Below are 17,407 nucleotides of genomic sequence, written 5' to 3'. Positions count from 1 at the left end.
CGAGGGGGCAAAGTTCACCATGATGAACCGGGTTACCAACAACGATCTCGCCCCCGCCCCCCGATCCTCGGATCGCGAACAGCTGGCGACCGAACTCCTGGAGCGTCTCAAATACCGCATCGGCAAGGACCCCAAGGTCGCCAAGCCGCATGACTGGCTGACCGCCGCCATCCTCGTCGCGCGCGACCGCATCACCGACAAGTGGATGGATTCCACCCGCCGGACCTATTCCACCGGCGCAAAGCGGGTCTACTACCTCTCGCTCGAATTCCTCATCGGCCGCCTGATGCGCGACGCCATGACGAATATCGGCATCATGGACGAGATGCGCCACGCGCTCGCCTCGCTCGGCGTCGATCTCGACGTCATCGCCGAACTGGAGCCGGATGCCGCCCTGGGCAATGGCGGCCTCGGGCGTCTTGCCGCCTGTTTCATGGAGAGCATGGCGACGGTCGACGTGCCGGCCTACGGCTACGGCATCCGCTACGTGCACGGCCTGTTCCGCCAGCAGATGGCGGACGGCTGGCAGGTGGAGCTGCCGGAGACCTGGCTTGCCCACGGCAACCCTTGGGAATTCGAGCGGCGCGAAAGCTCTTACGAGATCGGCTTCGGCGGTGCCGTCGAGACGATCAACATCGGCGAGGACAAGCAGCGTTTCGTCTGGAAGCCGGCCGAGCGCGTCATCGCCACGGCCTTTGACACCCCGGCGGTGGGCTGGCGGGCCAAGCGCGTCAACACCCTGCGCCTGTGGGCCGCGAACCCGATCGACCCGATCCTGCTCGACGCCTTCAACGCGGGCGACCATATCGGCGCGCTGAAAGAGAGCAACAGGGCGGAAAGCCTGACGCGCGTGCTCTACCCGGCCGACGCCACGTCCGCCGGCCAGGAACTGCGCCTCAGGCAGGAGTTCTTCTTCTGCTCCGCCTCGCTGCAGGACATCCTGCGCCGCCACCTGCAGCAATATCCGGACTTCACCTCGCTGCCGGATGCCGTGGCGATCCAGCTCAACGATACGCACCCGGCCATTTCCGTCGCCGAACTGGTGCGCCTGCTCACCGACGTGCACGGCATCGATTTCGACACGGCCTGGGACATCGCCCGCCGCACCTTCTCCTACACCAACCACACGCTGCTGCCGGAAGCGCTGGAAAGCTGGCCCGTGCCACTGCTGGAGCGCCTGCTGCCGCGCCACATGCAGATCGTCTATGCGATCAACGCCAAGATCCTCGTCGAGGCACGCAAGGACAAGGGTTTCGAGGACCAGCGCATCCGCAACATCTCGCTGATCGAGGAATCGGGCGAGCGGCGCGTGCGCATGGGCAACCTCGCCTTCGTCGGCTCGCACTCGATCAACGGCGTGTCGGCGCTGCACACCGAATTGATGAAGGAAACGGTCTTTGCCGACCTGCACAAGCTCTATCCGGACCGCATCAACAACAAGACGAACGGCATCACGCCTCGCCGCTGGCTGATGCAGTGCAATCCCGGCCTCTTCAACCTGATCCAGGAAGCGATCGGCGATGCCTTCATCGACGATGCAGAGGCGCTGAAGGCGCTCGACCCTTTCGCCGACAACCGGGATTTCCAGGAGCGCTTCGCCGCCATCAAGCGCGAGAACAAGAACCGGCTTTCCAATCTCGTCGGCAGCCGCATGGGCGTCAGGATCGACCCCGCCGCCATGTTCGACATCCAGATCAAGCGCATCCACGAATACAAGCGCCAGCTTCTCAACATCATCGAGGCCGTGGCGCTCTACGACCAGATCCGCTCGCATCCGGAACTCGACTGGGCCCCCCGGGTAAAACTCTTCGCGGGCAAGGCGGCGCCGAGCTATCACAATGCCAAGCTGATCATCAAGCTCGCCAACGACGTGGCCAAGGTGATCAACAACGATCCGGCCGTGCGCGGCCTGCTCAAGGTCGTCTTCGTGCCGAACTACAACGTCTCGCTCGCCGAGATCATGGTGCCGGCCGCCGACCTCTCGGAACAGATTTCCACCGCCGGCATGGAAGCGTCGGGAACCGGCAACATGAAGTTCGCGTTGAACGGGGCGCTGACGATCGGCACGCTCGACGGGGCCAATGTCGAGATGCGCGACCATGTGGGCGAGGAGAACATCGTGATCTTCGGCATGACGGCGGAAGAGGTGGCGAAGGTCAGGGCCGACGGCCACAATCCGCGCGCCATCATCGAGCAGTCGAGGGAGCTGTCGCAGGCGCTCGCCGCGATCTCGTCGGGCGTCTTCTCGCCGGACGACCGCAACCGCTTCGCCGGCCTCGTCGACGGCATCTACAATCACGACTGGTTCATGGTGGCGGCCGATTTCGACGCCTATGCCAAGGCCCAGCGCGACGTCGACGCCATCTGGGCCGATAAGCCGTCCTGGTATTCCAAGACCATCCGCAACACGGCCCGCATGGGCTGGTTCTCGTCCGACCGCACGATCCGCCAATACGCCAAGGAAATCTGGAGGGCCTGATGACCGCAACGCCGAAAAACGGCACGACGGGTGGGCCGTCAGGGCTTCTGGCGAAGGCGGACATCGACGCGATCCTGGAGAGCCGGCACTGGGACCCGTTCGCCGTGCTCGGCCTGCACGCGGCCGGCGATGGCCATGTCGCCCGCTGCTTCCTGCCCGGCGCGACCGAGGTGACCGCCGAGACGCTTTCCGGCAAGGAGATCGGCGCGCTGACGCAGGTCGATCCGGCCGGTATCTTCGCCGGCGAGGTCTCCGTCAGGAAGCTCCAGCCGATCCGCTACCGCGCCAGGAATGACGGCGGCGAATGGGTGGTGGTCGACCCCTATTCCTTCGGTCCGGTGCTCGGCCCGATGGACGACTACTACATCCGCGAGGGCTCGCACCTTCGCCTGTTCGACAAGCTCGGCGCGCATCCGATGACGCTCGACGGCATCGAGGGGTTCCACTTCGCCGTCTGGGCGCCGAATGCAAAGCGGGTCTCCATCGTCGGCAATTTCAACAATTGGGACGGCCGGCTGAACGCGATGCGGCTGCGCCGCGACACCGGCATATGGGAAATCTTCCTGCCCGATATCACCATCGGCCATGCCTACAAATACGAGATCGTCGGCATCAACGGCGAGGTCCTGCCGCTGAAGGCCGACCCCTTCGCCCGCCGCTCGGAACTGCGCCCCGCCAACGCCTCCATGACGACAGGGCCGATCGACCAGACCTGGGAGGACGAGGCGCACCTTGCGCATTGGGCCGCGGCCGACGCCCGCCGCCAGCCGATCTCGATCTACGAGGTGCATGCCGGTTCCTGGCAGAAGAACGACAATGGCGACTTCCTCACCTGGGACGAATTGGCAAGCCGTCTGATCCCCTATTGCGTCGACATGGGCTTCACCCATATCGAATTCCTGCCGATCACCGAGTTCCCCTTCGACCCCTCCTGGGGCTACCAGACGACCGGCCTCTATTCGCCGACCGCCCGCTTCGGCGAGCCGGAAGGTTTTGCCCGCTTCGTCAACGGCTGCCACAAGGTGGGCATCGGCGTCATCCTCGACTGGGTGCCGGCGCATTTCCCGACGGATGCGCATGGCCTCGGCCATTTCGACGGCACCGCGCTCTACGAGCACGAGGACCCGCGGCAGGGCTTCCATCCGGACTGGAACACGGCGATCTACAATTTCGGCCGCGCCGAGGTGCTGTCCTACCTCATCAACAACGCGCTCTACTGGGCGGAGAAATTCCACCTCGACGGCCTGCGCGTCGATGCGGTCGCCTCGATGCTCTATCTCGACTATTCGCGCAAGCACGGCGAGTGGGTGCCGAACGAATATGGCGGGAACGAGAACCTCGCGGCCGTGCGCTTCCTGCAATCGATGAATACCCATGTCTATGCCGCCCATCCCGGCATCCTGACCATCGCGGAGGAATCGACCTCCTGGCCGAAGGTTTCGGCGCCGGTGCACGACGGCGGCCTCGGCTTCGGCTTCAAGTGGAACATGGGCTTCATGCACGACACGCTGCAATACCTGTCGCGCGAGCCGGTGCACCGCAAGTTCCACCACAACGACATGACCTTCGGCCTGCTCTATGCCTTCACGGAGAACTTCGTGCTGCCGCTCAGCCATGACGAAGTCGTGCACGGCAAGGGCTCGCTGATCGCCAAGATGGCCGGCGACGACTGGCAGAAATTCGCGAACCTCAGGGCCTATTACGGCTTCATGTGGGGCTATCCCGGCAAGAAGCTGCTCTTCATGGGCCAGGAATTCGCGCAGTGGCAGGAATGGAGCGAAGCGCGCGCGCTCGACTGGAACCTGCTCGAATACCCGCTGCACGAGGGCATGCGCCGGCTGGTGCGGGATCTCAACGGCACCTACCGCCGCAAGGCGGCGCTGCATGCGCGCGACTGCGAGGGCGACGGCTTCGAATGGCTGATTGCCGACGACCGGGAGAACTCTGTCTTCGCCTGGCTGCGCAAGGCACCGGGCGAGAAGCCGATCGCCGTCGTCACCAACTTCACCCCCGTCTATCGCGAGAACTACGGGGTCCCGCTGCCGGTGGAGGGCCGCTGGCGGGAGATCCTCAACACCGACGCCGAGATCTACGGCGGCAGCGGCAAGGGCAACGGCGGCGCCGTGCAGGCCAAGAAACACGCAAATGGAAGAGTGACAGCCACGATCACCCTGCCGCCGCTGGCGACGCTGATGCTCGAGCTGGATGCATAATTTCGACTGTCGGGAGGACACTATGGAGCAAAAGCGGATTCAACCCCTCGCCCGTGACGCGATGGCCTATGTTCTGGCGGGGGGCCGCGGCAGCCGCCTCAAGGAACTGACCGACCGGCGCGCCAAGCCCGCCGTCTATTTCGGCGGCAAGGCGCGCATCATCGATTTCGCCCTCTCCAATGCGCTGAACTCCGGCATTCGCCGCATCGGCGTCGCCACCCAGTACAAGGCGCATTCGCTGATCCGCCACCTGCAGCGCGGCTGGAACTTCTTCCGCCCCGAGCGCAACGAGAGCTTCGATATCCTGCCCGCCAGCCAGCGCGTGTCCGAAACGCAATGGTACGAAGGCACCGCTGACGCCGTCTACCAGAACATCGACATCATCGAGGATTACGGCGTCGAATACATGGTCATCCTCGCCGGTGACCACATCTATAAAATGGACTACGAGCTGATGCTCCAGCAGCACGTCGATTCCGGCGCGCAGGTCACTATCGGCTGCCTCGAAGTGCCGCGCATGGAGGCGACCGGCTTCGGCGTGATGCATGTCGACGAGAAGGATCAGATCATCGCCTTCGTGGAGAAGCCGGTCGATCCGCCGGGCATTCCCGGCAATCCCGACATGGCGCTCGCCTCCATGGGCATCTACGTCTTCCACACCAAGTTCCTGATGGATCTCCTGCGCCGCGATGCCGCCGACCCGACGTCGAGCCGCGACTTCGGCAAGGACATCATCCCCTACATCGTCGAGCACGGCAAAGCCGTCGCCCATCGCTTCACCGCCTCCTGCGTGCGCTCGGATTTCGAGCGCGAGGCCTACTGGCGCGACGTCGGCACGGTCGATGCCTACTGGCAGGCGAACATCGACCTCACCGACATCACCCCGGAACTCGACATCTACGACGGCTCCTGGCCGATCTGGACCTTCGCCGAGATCAAGCCGCCGGCGAAGTTCGTGCATGACGACGAGAACCGCCGTGGCTCGGCGATCTCCTCGCTCGTCTCGGGCGATTGCATCATCTCCGGCTCGACGCTGCACCGCAGCCTGCTCTTCACCGGCGTGCGCGCCAATTCCTATTCCCGCCTCGAAGGCGCCGTCGTGCTGCCCAACGTCATGATCGGCCGGCACGCGAACCTCAGGAACGTCGTCATCGACCGGGGCGTCGTCATCCCGGAAGGCCTCGTCGTCGGCGAGGATCCGGTGCTCGACGCCAAGCGTTTCCGCCGGTCGGAAGGCGGCATCTGCCTCATCACCCAACCCATGATCGACAAGCTGGAGCTCTAGTCGTCCTCATGAACATCCTTTCGGTGGCATCCGAAGTATTCCCGCTGGTCAAGACGGGAGGCCTCGCCGACGTCGCCGGCGCATTGCCGATCGCGCTCGCCGGGCATGGAATGCACATGCGCACGCTCATGCCCGGCTATCCCGCGGTCATGCAGCGGCTGGAAAGCGCCGAGGTGGTCGCCGTCTTCGACGACCTTCGCGGCGAGACCGCGCGCATCCTCGCCACCCGGCACGAGGGCCTCGACATCCTCGTGCTCGATGCGCCCGGCTTCTTCGACCGGCCGGGCGGGCCCTATACGGATGCCACGGGCAAGGATTTCGTCGACAACTGGCAGCGCTTCGCCGCGCTCTCCTTCGCGGGCGCCGAGATCGCCCGCGGCCTCATGGCGGACTGGCGGCCGGATATCGTGCATGCCCATGACTGGCAGGCGGCGATGACGGCGGTCTACATGCGCTACACCGGCCTGCAGCACATCCCGACCATCCTCACCGTGCACAACCTCGCCTTCCAGGGCCAGTTCGGCGCCGATATCTTCCCCGGCCTCGGCCTGCCGCCGGAGGCCTTCACCGTCGACGGGCTCGAATATTACGGCGACGTGGGCTTCCTCAAGGGCGGGCTGCGCACCGCCTGGTCGATCACCACTGTCAGCCCCACCTACGCCCAGGAGATCACGACGCCGGACTACGGCATGGGTCTCGAAGGCCTGATCAATGCCCGCGCCGGCGACCTCGTCGGCATCGTCAACGGCATCGACACCGACGTGTGGAACCCCGAGACCGACGGCCAGATCGCCCGGCCCTATGCCGCCGGCTCGCTGAAGCAGCGCGCGGTCAACCGGCGGACGCTCGCCGAGCGCTTCAACCTCGAACAGGACGACGGTCCGGTCTTCTGCGTCGTCAGCCGCCTCACCTGGCAGAAGGGCATCGACCTCATCGCCGAGGTCGCCGACTGGATCGTCGATGAGGGCGGCAGGCTCGCCGTGCTCGGTTCCGGCGACCAGGGCCTGGAGGGCGCGCTGCTCGCCGCCGCCTCCCGCCATCGCGGCCGCATCGGCATCGTCATCGGCTACAATGAGCCGCTGTCGCATCTCATGCAGGCCGGCGCCGACGCGATCCTCATTCCCTCGCGCTTCGAGCCCTGCGGCCTCACCCAGCTCTACGGCCTGCGCTACGGCTGCATCCCCGTCGTTGCGCGCACCGGCGGCCTTGCGGATACCGTCATCGATGCCAACGAGGCCGCCCTTTCCGCCCGCGTCGCCACGGGCTTCCAGTTCACGCCGATCAACGCCGAGGGCCTGCGCCAGGCGCTGCGCCGCGTCTTCAGGGCCTGGCGCGAGCCGAAAATCTGGGCCCGCATCCAGAACCAGGGCATGAAGTCGGACGTTTCGTGGGAAAACAGTGCCGCACGCTATGCCGAACTCTACTCCAGCCTTCTTTCGCGAGTGTAAGCCGATGACCGTCAAGACCGTATCGACCACGCCCTATTCCGACCAGAAGCCCGGCACGTCGGGCCTGCGCAAGAAAGTGCCCGTCTTCCAGCAGAAGAACTATGCGGAGAACTTCATCCAGTCGATCTTCGATTCGCTGGAGGGGTTTGCCGGCGAGACGCTGGTGATCGGCGGCGACGGCCGCTACTACAACCGCGAGGTCATCCAGCTCGCCATCAAGATGGCGGCGGCCAACGGCTTCGGCCGCGTGCTCGTCGGTCGTGGCGGCATCCTCTCGACGCCCGCCGCCTCCAACGTCATCCGCAAGTACAAGGCCTTCGGCGGCATCGTGCTGTCGGCCAGCCACAATCCCGGCGGCCCGACCGAGGATTTCGGCATCAAGTACAATATCGGCAATGGCGGCCCGGCACCCGAAAAGATCACCGATGCGATCTTCGCCCGCACCAAATCCATCGACAGCTACAAGATCGCCGAGGTCGCGGACGTGAACCTCGATCTCGAAGGCACGCACGAGATCGAGGGCATGACCATCACCGTCATCGACCCCGTCGCCGACTATGCCGCGCTGATGGAGCAGCTCTTCGACTTCGCCGCCATCCGCGCCCTGCTGTCCGGCGGCTTCCGCATCGTCTTCGACGCAATGAGCGCCGTCACCGGCCCCTATGCCAAGGAGATCCTGGAAAACCGGCTCGGCGCCACCAAGGGCTCGGTGCTGAACTTCATGCCGCTGCCCGATTTCGGCGGTCACCATCCGGATCCCAATCTCGTGCATGCCCGCGCCCTCTACGAGACGATGATGGCCGACGACGCGCCGGATTTCGGCGCGGCCTCCGACGGCGACGGCGACCGCAACCTCATCATCGGCAAGGGCATTTTCGTCACCCCTTCCGACAGCCTCGCGCTGCTCGCCGCCAACGCCCATCTCGCACCCGGCTATGCCAAGGGCCTTGCCGGCATCGCCCGCTCCATGCCGACCTCGGGCGCGGCCGATCGCGTCGCGGAGAAGCTCGGCATCGGCATCTACGAGACGCCGACCGGCTGGAAATTCTTCGGCAACCTGCTCGACGCCGGCCTTGCGACGATCTGCGGAGAGGAAAGCGCCGGCACCGGCTCCAACCATGTGCGCGAGAAGGACGGCCTCTGGGCGGTGCTGCTCTGGCTCAACATCCTCGCCGTGCGCAAGGAGAGCGTTCTCGACATCGTCAGGCAGCACTGGGCGACCTACGGGCGCAACTACTATTCCCGCCACGACTACGAGGAGGTCGACACCGACGCCGCCAACGGGCTGATGGCGAGCCTGCGCGACCAGCTTGCAACGCTGCCCGGCAAGGCTTTCGGCGCCCTCACCGTCGCAACGGCCGACGATTTCGCCTATAACGACCCGGTCGACCAGTCCGTCTCCAAGAACCAGGGCATCCGCATCCTCTTCGAAGGCGGCTCGCGCGTCGTCTTCCGCCTTTCCGGCACCGGCACGTCGGGCGCGACGCTGCGCGTCTATATCGAGCGCTTCGAGCCCGACGCCGCACGCCACGGCATCGAAACGCAGGAGGCCCTCGCCGACCTCATCGCCGTCGCCGAAGAGATCGCCGGCATCAAGGCCCGCACCGGCCGCGACGCGCCGAGCGTGATCACCTGAGATGACGATGACCGCCCCCTCCTTCGCGCCGGGCGCCACGCTTTCCGGGGACGGGGTGGAGTTCGCGGTCTATTCGCACGATGCGGCCCGCGTCGAGCTCTGCCTGTTCGACAAGGACGGCGAGAGGGAGCTTGCCCGCCTCGCCATGGGGCGGGACGAGAACGGTTTTCACCGCGTCTTCGTCGAAGGCGCGGCCGCCGGCACGCGCTACGGCTTTCGCGCCGACGGCGTCTATTCCCCCGACCACGGCCTCTGGTTCGATCCGGCGAAACTGCTCGTCGACCCCTATGCGAAAGAACTCGACCGGCGGTTCGTGCATGACGGGCGGCTCACCCGCTTCGGCGTCGAGACGGCGGATATCGTGCCCAAGGCCATCGTCACGCGCGACCGGCCGGTCAGCGTCAGGCCGCCGCTCTTCCGCCCCGGCGGTTTCGTCTATGAGATCGCGGTGCGCGGCTTCACCATGCTGCATCCTGACGTACCGGAGGCAATACGCGGCACGGTCGGCGCATTGGCGCATCCCGCCGTGCTCGCCCATCTCAAGCGCCTCGGCGTCGACGCCGTCGAGCTGATGCCGATCACCGCCTGGATCGACGAGCGCCACCTGCCGTTGCTCGGCCTTTCCAACAGCTGGGGCTACAACCCGATCGCCCTGATGGCGCTCGACCCGCGCCTCGTGCCCGGCGGCATGAAGGAACTGGCCGATACCGTCGCGGCGCTGCGCGCGGAAAACATCGGCGTCATCCTCGACCTCGTCTTCAACCATTCCGGCGAGAGCGACCGCCACGGTGCGACGCTTTCCATGCGCGGCCTCGACAACCTCACCTATTACCGCCATGTGCAGGATCGTCCCGGCGAGCTGATCAACGATACCGGCTGCGGCAACACCATCGCCGGCGAGCACCCGGTCGTTCGCCAGCTCGTGCTCGACGGCCTGCGCCATTTCGTCCGCCACGCCGGCGTCGACGGGTTCCGCTTCGACCTTGCCACCATTCTCGGCCGCGAGGCGGACGGGTTTTCCGCCCATGCCGCGCTTCTCTCCGAAATCTGCACCGACCCGCTGCTAAAGGACCGCGTGCTGATCGCCGAACCCTGGGACATCGGCCCCGGCGGCTACCAGCTCGGCAATTTCCCGGCGTCCTTCCTCGAATGGAACGACCGCTACCGCGACGACACACGCACCTTCTGGCGCGGCGACAGCCACCGGCTGGGCGCCTTCGTCACCGCCTTTGCCGGCTCCTCCGACATCTTTTCCCGTCATGGCGGAGATCGCACCCGCTCGGTCAACTTCCTCGCCGCCCATGACGGCTTCACGCTGATGGACCTCGTCTCGCACGCGGTGAAGCACAACGAGGCGAACGGCGAGGACAACCGCGACGGCCATAACGAGAACCATTCCTGGAACAACGGCGCCGAGGGCGAGACGAAAGACGGCGCGGTGCTGTCCGCTCGCCGCGCCGATGTGAAAGCGCTGCTTGCCAGTCTCTTTCTCTCCCGTGGCACCGTCATGCTGACGGCGGGCGACGAGGGCGGGCGCAGCCAAGAGGGCAACAACAACGCCTATTGCCAGGACAATGCCACCACCTGGCTGCACTGGGACAGGCTGGACGACGGCCTGATCGAGCACACCGCCATGCTCTCGGCGATCCGCAAGCGCTTTCCCGCGCTCGGCGACACCGCCTTCTGGAGCGGCACCGGCGATATCGAGTGGCGAACGCTGGCCGGCGCGCCGATGACGGTCGGCGACTGGGAGGCACTCTTTGCCGGAAGCCTGCTTGTCCTCCTCAAGACACCTGATCTACAACAGCAGCGGATCGTCCGCGTCGCGATCGCCATCAACCGGACGCATGGGGAGCAGGCGCTCGCCCTGCCGCCACCGGAGGCACGCGACTGGACGAGCCTGCTTTGCGCCAACCATCCCGCGAGCGGTCTCCTCAATGCCCGCAGCGTCGAGATTTTTGTCGAAAAGCACTGATCTTCATCGTCCGGACAAACCCTCTCTCTAAGCATGTCGCGCAAACGCGCCGCGATCCTGCGAGAACACCGAATCCCGGCGCGCATCGAGCGGCAGGAAAACCATATGCCAGACACCATCCACTTGAAGGACATAAGTGCCCTCGTCGGCACGGAAATCGGCCTGTCGCGCTGGTTTACGGTCGACCAGACGATGATCGACCGTTTCGCCGAGGCGACGGAAGACCATCAGTTCATCCACACCGATCCCGTGCGCGCCGCGGCGGAAACGCCATTCGGCGGCACGATCGCGCATGGTTTCCTGACGCTCTCGCTGCTGTCGGCGATGAATTACGATTGCGTGCCGCGTATCGTCGAACAGACGATGGGCATCAATTACGGTTTCGAGAAGGTCCGATTCATGACGCCGGTGAAGAGCGGCGCGCGCGTGCGCGGCCGCTTCGCGCTCGCCGAAGCGCGCTTCCGCGGCGCCGGCATGGTGACGATCCGTTACGACGTCACCGTCGAGATCGAGGACGAGCGCAAGCCGGCGCTGACGGCCGACTGGATCACCATCATCCAGTTCGACCCGAAGGATCGGCCGGAGGACGTTTAGGCGCCCCTCATCCGGCCTGCCGGCCACCTTCTCCTTGGCTGCGGGGCGAAAGGGATATGCCGCACCGGTTTCCCAACCAAAGTCCGGTCGTTCGGCAGGTCCCCTCTCCCCGCTTGCGGGGAAAGGGTGAGGGTGAGGGGCAGACACGCCCCAAACCTCAGACGTCAGAGCCCGGCGTCTTCCGCACCCTCGGCAAGCAGACCGAAGGCATAGGGCGCGAACGAGCGCCAGCACTCCACGCGATAATCCTCTTCACCCGATCGGAAGAGCACGATCTCGATCTTGCCGAGCACGGTGCGCGCCGCAGCGCCGACGGGGAAGATCGCGTTGCCGAGATCGAGCGGGCAGGCGCTGGCGATCGCGCCGGCCGCGTTCGGGCCGGACACAAGCACCGCCGTGTTGCGGTGGGAGACATCCGTCGCCGAATGCAGCGCGGAAACGCCGGACGCAATGCCCATCAGGTCCGCGCCGTTCTCGTCGATCAGCAGCCATTCGTCCGGCCCGAGCCAGAGCGCGTGGCGGCCGCTGACGGAGGCGGAGGACTTCGGCCGCCGCGGCAGTTCGAGGCCGAAGGCCAGCGAGAGCGTGCCGATGGCGTCTTCGCCGGCACGCAGCGACAGGCGGGTTGCGGGGGCGGCAGGCGTGACGCGCGCGCCGGCGGAGCCGCCATGGCGGCCGGCGAGCGGCGCCTTGCGAAGAGCGTGATCAGCCATTGAGGCGTCCTCCTTCCTTGTCGATGAAGACCATGTCGCTGACCTCGACCGCGATGGTGCGGTCGGGCATCGGCACGTAGAGCGTCTGGCCCATGCGCGCCTGGCCGCCGGCCACGAGCGCCATGGCGATCGACCGGCCGCAATTCTCCGACCAGTAGGACGAGGTCACATGGCCGAGCATGGTCATCGGCTTCGGCTCGTTCGGATCGGCGACGACCTGCGCGCCCTCCTCCAGAACCATGTTCGGATCCTTCGTCAGAAGGCCGACAAGCTGCTTGCGGCCCTCCTTGACGAGATCCGGCCGCTTCAGGCCGCGGATGCCGACGAAATCCGTCTTCTTCTTGGAGACGGCCCAGCTGAGGCTCGCATCGTGCGGGGTTACCGTGCCGTCCGTATCCTGGCCGACGATGATGTAGCCCTTTTCGGCGCGCAGGACGTGCATGGTCTCCGTGCCGTAGGCGCAGGCGCCGAGCGGTTCGGCGCGCGCCCAGATGGCCTCCCAGACGGCCTCGCCGTAATCGGCCGGCACGTTGACTTCGTAGCCCGCCTCACCCGTGAAGGACATGCGGAAGAGCCGGGTCGGCACGCCGCAGATCTTGCCCTCGCGCACGCTCATATGCGGGAAGGCCTCGTTCGAGATGTCGATGCCTTCGACGAGCGGTTCCAGGATTTCGCGCGCCTTCGGGCCCTGCACGGCGATGACCGCCCACTGTTCGGTCGTCGACGTCAGCCAGACCTTCAGATGCGGGAATTCCGTCTGGAGATAGTCCTCCATGTGATGCATGACGCGCGGCGCGCCGCCCGTCGTCGTGGTGACGTGGAAGCGGTCTTCCGCAAGGCGGCCGACCACGCCGTCGTCATAGACGAAACCGTCCTCGCGCAGCATGATGCCGTAGCGGCAACGGCCGGGCTTCAGCGTGTCCCAGGCATTGGTGTACATCAGATTGAGGAATTCGGCGGCGTCCGGGCCGACGACCTCGATCTTGCCGAGCGTCGAGGCGTCGAAGAGGCCGGCGGCATTGCGCACCGTGCGGCACTCGCGATTGATCGCATCGTGCATGGTCTCGCCGGAGCGCGGATAGTACCAGGCACGCTTCCAGTTGCCGACATCCTCGAAGACAGCGCCCTGCGCTTCCTCCCAGGCATGCATCGGCGTCTTGCGCGCCGGATCGAAGAGTTCGCCGCGCGAATGGCTGATCAGCGCGCCGAAGGTCACCGGCGTATAGGGCGCGCGGAAGGTCGTGAGGCCGATCTTCGGGATCTCGCGGTTCAGCACTTCCGAGGCGATGGCGAGGCCGTGGATATTGGAGAGCTTGCCCTGGTCCGTCGCCATGCCGTTGGTGGTGAAGCGCTTGATGTGCTCGATCGAATGCATGCCCTCGCGCACGGCGAGGCGGATATCCTTGGCGCAGACGTCGTTCTGGAAGTCGACGAAGGCCTTGACGGTCGTATCGACCCCGGCGCCTTCGCCGGCGCCGGCCATGCCGCCGGACCATTCGAAGGCATTTTCGCCGGAAAGCTCGACCTTGCCGCCGCCCTCGTTGCCGGTGGCCCGGGCCATCAGTTCCCCGGCGGCAAGCGCCTCCTCGATGGTCGCCTGAAGGCCGTCCGTGCCGTTGCACGAACCGACGGAGAGGCAGTCCTGCGCATAGGTGCCCGGCAGGAACCGGCCGGAAGCGGCGTCATAGGCCACCTTGCCGCGCGATTGCGAGAAGAGGTGGACGGAGGGTGTCCAGCCGGCGGACATCAAAAGCGCATCGACGGGAATAGCCCGGGCCGAACCGCCGCCATTGCGGGCCACCGACATGGAGGAGACGCGCAGCTTGCCCTTGGTGTCGACGACCGAATGGCCCGTCAGCACCTCGATGCCGAGCTTGCGGGCTTCCGCCAGAACCGCCTCGCCGGGCTTGTCGCGGTTGTCGACGATCGCCGCGATGGTGACGCCGGCACGCTTGAGGTCGAAGGCGGCCTCATAGGCCGAATCGCTCGCGGTGTAGACGCCGACCTTGCGGCCGACGGCGACGCCGAAATGGTTGAGATAGGTGCGCGCCGCCGACGCCAGCATGATGCCCGGCCGGTCGTTGTTGGCGAAGACCATGTGGCGCTCGATCGAGCCGGTGGCGAGGATGACGCGCTTGGCGCGCACCTGCCACATCCGCTCGCGCGGTAGCGTCTTGTCCGGACGCGCCAGGTGATCGGTGACACGTTCGACGAGGGCGACGAAATTGTGGTTGTAGTAGCCGAAGGCCGTGGTGCGGGTGAGGACGGTGACGTTCTCCATCGCCTTCAGCTTCGCGGCCGCCGCCTGCGCCCAGTCGTAGCCATTCTTTCCGTCGATCTTCACCGACGTATCGTAATGCAGCGCGCCGCCGACTTCCGGCTGCTCGTCGCACAGGATGACCCGCGCGCCGGCTTCCGCGGCGGCGAGCGCCGCCGAAAGACCCGCGATGCCACCGCCGGCGACAAGCACGTCGCAATAGGCGTAGCGGCTGGCATAGTGATCGGGGTCCTCCTCCGTCGGCGCGACGCCGAGGCCGGCGGCCTTGCGGATGAAGGGCTCATAGACCTTTTCCCATGCCGCCTTCGGCCACATGAAGGTCTTGTAGTAGAAGCCCGCGGCGAAGAAGGGCGACAGGAGGTTGTTCACGCTGCCGATGTCGAAGGAGAGCGAAGGCCAGCGGTTCTGCGATTCCACCTTCATGCCGTCGAAGACTTCCTGCACCGGCGCGCGCACGTTCGGCTGGCGGCGGGCGGCATCGCGGGAGACGTCGATGAGCGCATTCGGCTCTTCCGGGCCGGCCGAGAGGATGCCGCGGGGGCGATGATACTTGAACGAGCGGCCGACCAGGTGTACGCCGTTGGCGAGCAGCGCGGAGGCGACCGTATCCCCCTCCAGCGCGTCGAAGGTCTTTCCGTCGAAGGTGAAACGCGCCGTCCTGGCGGGGGTCAGGCGGCCCTGACCGGCAATGCGATTGGCGCCGCTCATTTCGCGGTTCCCTCCGTGGCTTCATAGGTTTCGCCCACTTTTTCAGTGAGGCGCTTTTCGGTGGCTGTCGGCTCGCCCGAAAGGTTCGGCTTCGGCTCGCCGGCCTTGTAGCTCATGACGAACTTGTCGCTCACCGTGTCGCGCGCCGCGTTGAAAAAGCGGCCGCAGCCATGGATATGGCGCCAGCGTTCGAAGATCAGGCCCTTCGGATTGTCGCGCAGGAAGAAGTATTCCTGGAACTCCTCGTCCGTGATGTCGGCGATGTTGGCGGGCCGGGCGATGTGCGCGTCGCCGCCATGGCGGAATTCGAGCTCCGAGCGCTCTTCCTCGCAGTAGGGGCAGTAGATCAGCAGCATTGTATCCTACCTGTTTAAAGCTCTGGTCCCGTCACGAACGTGCCCGGGTCCTGGTCGCAAAGTCTCTGGCCCATGGTGACGAAGGGAGCAATCCGGTGCACGAGCTGCTCGACAGTGTCGTAAGGGGCCAGAATGTCGTTCATTCCCAGATTGACGATGCTCATCGCAAAGACGTTCATGTCGAGGTTGAAGGCGCGGCTCATGTCGGTCTCATCGGGAATGAAATAGACCGCCCGATTGCCGAGCACTTTCGTGCACCCCAGCATCCCGCCCTTGGCCGAGAAGGGCCATTCCGCCTCGCCCGCCGCCCTATGGATCTTCTGGAAACGGAAATCCCCGGCCTCGGGGAAGATGTCTCCAGCCGGAACGGCGCCCGCCGTCATCAGCAATCCGGCGACGAGCGCGCCGTTCATCAGTGGGCCACGGCCGCCGCCGCCGCCTCGTCGATGAGGCGGCCGGTGCGGAAGCGGTCCAGCGTCAGGCCGGACGCCAGCTTGTGCGGCTCGCCCTTCGCGATGAGATGCGCGAAGAGATGCGCCGAACCCGGCGTCGCCTTGAAGCCGCCGGTGCCCCAGCCGCAATTGACGAAAAGGTTCTTCACCGGCGTCACGCCCTGGATTGCCGAACGGTCCGGCGTGTTGTCGGTGATGCCGCCCCACTGGCGCATCATCTTGACGCGGCGGAACATCGGGAAGAGTTCGCAGATCGCGTCGAGCGTATGGGTGATGATCTGCAGGCCGCCGGTCTGGGAATAGGAATTGTACTGGTCCGTGCCCGCGCCGATGACGAGTTCGCCCTTGTCCGACTGCGAGATATAGGCATGCACCGAGTTGGACATGACCACGCAGGGGAAGATCGGCTTCATCGGCTCGGAGACCAGCGCCTGGAGCGGCACGGAATGCAGCGGCAGCTTCACGTCGGCCATCGCCATGATGACCGAGTTGTGGCCGGAGGCCGAGACCGCGACCTTCTTGGCGCCGATGAAACCCCGGGAGGTCTCGACACCCGTCACCGCGCCGTCGGGCCCGCGGCGGATGCCCTTGACCTCGCAGTTCTGGATGACATGCACGCCGCGGTCGGAGGCCGCGCGGGCATAGCCCCAGGCGACGGCGTCGTGGCGGGCGGTGCCGCCGCGGCGCTGGAGGGCGGCGCCGTTGATCGGGTAGCGGCCGGTCGCGGAGATGTCGAGGACCGGCACGAAATCCTTCGCCTGCTGCGGCGTCAGCCATTCGTTGTCGATGCCGTAGAGCCGGTTGGCATGGACGTGGCGCTGGAAGGACTGCTTGTCGTGGACGTTGTGCGACAGCATCATCACGCCGCGCGGCGAGTACATGACATTGTAGTTGAGATCCTGGCTCAGCCCTTCCCAGAGCTTCAGCGAGTGCTCGTAGATGTCCATGCTCTCGTCGTAGAGATAGTTCGAGCGGATGATGGTCGTGTTGCGGCCGGTATTGCCGCCGCCGAGCCAGCCCTTCTCGATCACCGCGACATTGGTGATGCCGTGTTCCTTGGCAAGGTAATAGGCCGCGCCCAGGCCATGGCCGCCCCCGCCGACGATGATCACGTCATAGTCCTTGCGCGGCTCGGGCGAGGTCCATTGCGCCTCCCACCCCTTGTGGCCGCGCATCGCCTCGCGGGCGACGGCGAAAACCGAATATTTGCGCATCCCGTGTCCTCAAAATCCCGCCGGCGGGCCGGCTTGTTTCCTGCCCCGATAGAAAG

At 65.8% G+C, this 17,407-nt stretch carries 12 protein-coding genes; 7 read left to right on the top strand and 5 right to left on the bottom strand.

What is annotated here, in order from left to right; all coding sequences use genetic code 11:
- Positions 1–19: 19 nt before the first annotated feature.
- The 7 genes from AB3G45_RS09930 to AB3G45_RS09900 all read left to right on the top strand — a co-directional run bounded on the left by AB3G45_RS09930 (position 20) and on the right by AB3G45_RS09900 (position 11,630).
- Positions 20–2,479 (top strand): glycogen/starch/alpha-glucan phosphorylase, encoded by a 2,460-nt coding sequence (locus tag AB3G45_RS09930; protein ID WP_367830392.1) that lies wholly within the window; start codon positions 20–22, stop codon positions 2,477–2,479.
- Entirely contained in the window at positions 2,479–4,692 is a 2,214-nt protein-coding gene (glgB, locus tag AB3G45_RS09925; protein ID WP_367830391.1) for a 1,4-alpha-glucan branching protein GlgB, read from the top strand. The genes AB3G45_RS09930 and glgB overlap by 1 nt, the downstream gene beginning before the upstream one ends.
- Before the next feature lie 22 nt (positions 4,693–4,714).
- Positions 4,715–5,977 (top strand): glucose-1-phosphate adenylyltransferase, encoded by a 1,263-nt coding sequence (glgC, locus tag AB3G45_RS09920; RefSeq protein ID WP_367830390.1) that lies wholly within the window; start codon positions 4,715–4,717, stop codon positions 5,975–5,977.
- 8 nt (positions 5,978–5,985) lie between these two features.
- Positions 5,986–7,425 carry a glycogen synthase GlgA gene (gene glgA, locus AB3G45_RS09915; protein WP_367830389.1) on the top strand — a complete coding sequence of 480 codons (1,440 nt, stop codon included), beginning with the start codon at positions 5,986–5,988 and terminating at the stop codon, positions 7,423–7,425.
- Between the two features lie 4 nt (positions 7,426–7,429).
- The gene (locus tag AB3G45_RS09910; RefSeq protein WP_367830388.1) at positions 7,430–9,061 is read left to right on the top strand and encodes an alpha-D-glucose phosphate-specific phosphoglucomutase; all 1,632 of its coding nucleotides are present in this window, start codon (positions 7,430–7,432) and stop codon (positions 9,059–9,061) included.
- A gap of 7 nt (positions 9,062–9,068) precedes the next feature.
- Entirely contained in the window at positions 9,069–11,036 is a 1,968-nt protein-coding gene (gene glgX / locus AB3G45_RS09905; protein WP_367830387.1) for a glycogen debranching protein GlgX, read from the top strand.
- Positions 11,037–11,141: 105 nt separating this feature from the next.
- Positions 11,142–11,630, top strand: coding sequence for a MaoC family dehydratase (locus AB3G45_RS09900; RefSeq protein WP_367830386.1), 489 nt, complete (start codon positions 11,142–11,144; stop codon positions 11,628–11,630).
- Between the two features lie 164 nt (positions 11,631–11,794).
- Here AB3G45_RS09900 and AB3G45_RS09895 read toward each other — a convergent pair whose 3' ends face one another.
- From AB3G45_RS09895 to AB3G45_RS09875, 5 genes are read right to left on the bottom strand one after another with little or no spacing between them, the layout of a single operon-like run.
- The gene (locus AB3G45_RS09895; RefSeq protein ID WP_367830385.1) at positions 11,795–12,343 is read right to left on the bottom strand and encodes a sarcosine oxidase subunit gamma; all 549 of its coding nucleotides are present in this window, start codon (positions 12,341–12,343) and stop codon (positions 11,795–11,797) included.
- Positions 12,336–15,329, bottom strand: coding sequence for a sarcosine oxidase subunit alpha (locus AB3G45_RS09890; RefSeq protein ID WP_367830384.1), 2,994 nt, complete (start codon positions 15,327–15,329; stop codon positions 12,336–12,338). The genes AB3G45_RS09895 and AB3G45_RS09890 overlap by 8 nt, the downstream gene beginning before the upstream one ends.
- On the bottom strand, positions 15,326–15,685 hold the full coding sequence (locus tag AB3G45_RS09885; RefSeq protein ID WP_367830383.1) for a sarcosine oxidase subunit delta: 360 nt from the start codon (positions 15,683–15,685) through the stop codon (positions 15,326–15,328). Before AB3G45_RS09885 ends, AB3G45_RS09890 begins: the two co-directional genes overlap by 4 nt.
- A gap of 14 nt (positions 15,686–15,699) precedes the next feature.
- Positions 15,700–16,098: a hypothetical protein gene (locus tag AB3G45_RS09880; protein ID WP_367830382.1), complete on the bottom strand. Its 399-nt coding sequence runs from the start codon at positions 16,096–16,098 to the stop codon at positions 15,700–15,702.
- Complete coding sequence (locus AB3G45_RS09875; protein WP_367830381.1) at positions 16,098–17,351, bottom strand: sarcosine oxidase subunit beta family protein; 1,254 nt, start codon at positions 17,349–17,351, stop codon at positions 16,098–16,100. Before AB3G45_RS09875 ends, AB3G45_RS09880 begins: the two co-directional genes overlap by 1 nt.
- Between the last annotated feature and the right edge of the window lie 56 nt (positions 17,352–17,407).

The organism is Shinella sp. S4-D37, from assembly GCF_040812195.1.
Classification (GTDB): domain Bacteria; phylum Pseudomonadota; class Alphaproteobacteria; order Rhizobiales; family Rhizobiaceae; genus Shinella.
The sequence above is the reverse complement of the archived record's forward strand: the minus strand, read 5'-3'. Positions and strand labels throughout refer to the sequence as shown.

What these genes read in the sequence shown, in the direction of transcription:
- AB3G45_RS09930 (WP_367830392.1), top strand. Translation starts at nt 20, where the DNA reads ATGATGAACCGGGTTACCAACAACGATCTCGCCCCCGCCCCCCGATCC.
- glgB (WP_367830391.1), top strand. Translation starts at nt 2,479, where the DNA reads ATGACCGCAACGCCGAAAAACGGCACGACGGGTGGGCCGTCAGGGCTT.
- glgC (WP_367830390.1), top strand. Translation starts at nt 4,715, where the DNA reads ATGGAGCAAAAGCGGATTCAACCCCTCGCCCGTGACGCGATGGCCTAT.
- glgA (WP_367830389.1), top strand. Translation starts at nt 5,986, where the DNA reads ATGAACATCCTTTCGGTGGCATCCGAAGTATTCCCGCTGGTCAAGACG.
- AB3G45_RS09910 (WP_367830388.1), top strand. Translation starts at nt 7,430, where the DNA reads ATGACCGTCAAGACCGTATCGACCACGCCCTATTCCGACCAGAAGCCC.
- glgX (WP_367830387.1), top strand. Translation starts at nt 9,069, where the DNA reads ATGACCGCCCCCTCCTTCGCGCCGGGCGCCACGCTTTCCGGGGACGGG.
- AB3G45_RS09900 (WP_367830386.1), top strand. Translation starts at nt 11,142, where the DNA reads ATGCCAGACACCATCCACTTGAAGGACATAAGTGCCCTCGTCGGCACG.
- AB3G45_RS09895 (WP_367830385.1), bottom strand. Translation starts at nt 12,343, where the DNA reads ATGGCTGATCACGCTCTTCGCAAGGCGCCGCTCGCCGGCCGCCATGGC.
- AB3G45_RS09890 (WP_367830384.1), bottom strand. Translation starts at nt 15,329, where the DNA reads ATGAGCGGCGCCAATCGCATTGCCGGTCAGGGCCGCCTGACCCCCGCC.
- AB3G45_RS09885 (WP_367830383.1), bottom strand. Translation starts at nt 15,685, where the DNA reads ATGCTGCTGATCTACTGCCCCTACTGCGAGGAAGAGCGCTCGGAGCTC.
- AB3G45_RS09880 (WP_367830382.1), bottom strand. Translation starts at nt 16,098, where the DNA reads ATGAACGGCGCGCTCGTCGCCGGATTGCTGATGACGGCGGGCGCCGTT.
- AB3G45_RS09875 (WP_367830381.1), bottom strand. Translation starts at nt 17,351, where the DNA reads ATGCGCAAATATTCGGTTTTCGCCGTCGCCCGCGAGGCGATGCGCGGC.